A 1,556-nucleotide genomic window follows, 5' to 3' on the forward strand; every position below is an offset into this window, starting at 1 on the left:
AGACGTGACTTGCCCCGCGGTCCGCCCGATTGGGTTCACTCCACGGCCTGTCGCTTGCCACCATCACCTTGCACGCCGGAGCGCTCGACATCGAGGGGGTCCGTCAGGGAAGCTGCGTCTGGTCGCAAAAGGATTAGACAGGTTGGTGAGGAAGTGCCGCTTTCTGCCCGTGGCGGCATTTTTGTGGGAAAAAGGAGCCGCTGATAGGGGAGCGGCAGCGTAGAAATCTACCTTCCATACCCAAAGTGCCATCGCCTGAGGCGAAGACGGAACTTGAGCAGTCAGAAGCGGAAAGCGCAGGAAAAGAGGCGGCCCTCACTTGTATCATTACATCATGATGTAATGATACGTTCCGATGACTCTCGCTGTATCCTCCGAACTGCTCGCCCTGCGGGCCAAGCTGTTCCGTGGCCTGGCCGACCCTTCCCGCCTCGCCATCCTCGAAGCCTTGCGTGACGGCCCCCGCACTGTCGGGGACCTCGCTGCCCACGTCGGCCTGCAACAACCCAACGTCTCCAACCACCTGTCCTGTCTGCGCGAGTGCGGCCTGGTCTCATCGGCGCAACAGGGCCGCTATGTCCATTACCGGCTCAGCGACGGGCGAATCACTACCCTCCTGGGCCTTGCGGACACTATGGTGGCCGAGGTGGCGCGTGGTGTCTACGCCTGCACCCGCTACGCCGAGACGGACACGCCGCAGGTGGAAGGGAGCCTCTCATGATGGAGCGCCTGACCTTCAAGGTGCCCCAGATGGACTGTTCCGCCGAAGAGCAGCTCGTCCGTATGAAGCTGGAGGGCCAACCCGACATCGCCCACCTTGCCTTTGACCTCCCCGCCCGCACGGTCATGGTCACCCACAGCGGCAACGCCCCGACCATTGAACGCCTGATGGGCGAGTTGAAGCTGGGCGCGTCCTTGGTTGAACGTGCTGAGGTGGACGAGGACGAGGTGGTGGATGCGAGCGACGATCAGCAGCGCCGCCTGCTCTGGATCGTGCTTTTCATCAACGCTGGGCTGTTTATCCTCGAACTCACTACGGGCCTGATTGCTCGCTCGATGGGCCTGGTGGCCGACAGCCTGGACATGCTGGCCGATGCCTTGGTCTACGGGCTGAGCCTGTTCGCGGTGGGCAGGGCGGCCATTTACAAGAAGCGGGTCGCGCGGGTGAGCGGGTACTTCCAATTGGCGCTGGCGGCCTTCGGGGCACTGGAGGTCGTGCGCCGTGTCCTGGGGACGGGGGAGGAGCCGAGCTTCGGCCTGATGATCGGGATTTCCCTGATTGCCCTGGCAGGGAACGTCGCCGCGCTGTTGGTGCTGCAACGTGCCCGGAGCCAGGAGGCACACATGCGGGCCAGTTGGATTTTCACCACCAACGATGTGCTGGTGAACCTGGGAGTCATCGCGGCGGGGGTGCTGGTCTACCTGACCGGCTCGCGGCTGCCTGATCTGGTGATCGGTGCCCTGGTGTTCGCCTTGGTGGCCTCGGGGGCGCTGCGGATTCTCAAGCTCTCTGGGGGTGGTTTAAGGAAGCTGCTACCAAGCGCAAAGTGAAGGCT

The 1,556-nt window shown here is 63.2% G+C and carries 2 protein-coding genes; both read left to right on the forward strand.

The annotated features are described in order from the left end of the window. Positions 1-355 precede the first annotated feature (355 nt). Positions 356-721 carry an ArsR/SmtB family transcription factor gene (locus tag QOL99_RS16960; protein ID WP_285525556.1) on the forward strand — a complete coding sequence of 122 codons (366 nt, stop codon included), beginning with the start codon at positions 356-358 and terminating at the stop codon, positions 719-721. Then, positions 718-1,551 carry a cation transporter gene (locus tag QOL99_RS16965; RefSeq protein ID WP_285525557.1) on the forward strand — a complete coding sequence of 278 codons (834 nt, stop codon included), beginning with the start codon at positions 718-720 and terminating at the stop codon, positions 1,549-1,551. The genes QOL99_RS16960 and QOL99_RS16965 overlap by 4 nt, the downstream gene beginning before the upstream one ends. The last annotated feature ends 5 nt before the right edge of the window (positions 1,552-1,556 follow it).

This window comes from Deinococcus rhizophilus, from assembly GCF_030271215.1.
GTDB classification, from domain to species: Bacteria; Deinococcota; Deinococci; order Deinococcales; family Deinococcaceae; genus Deinococcus; species Deinococcus rhizophilus.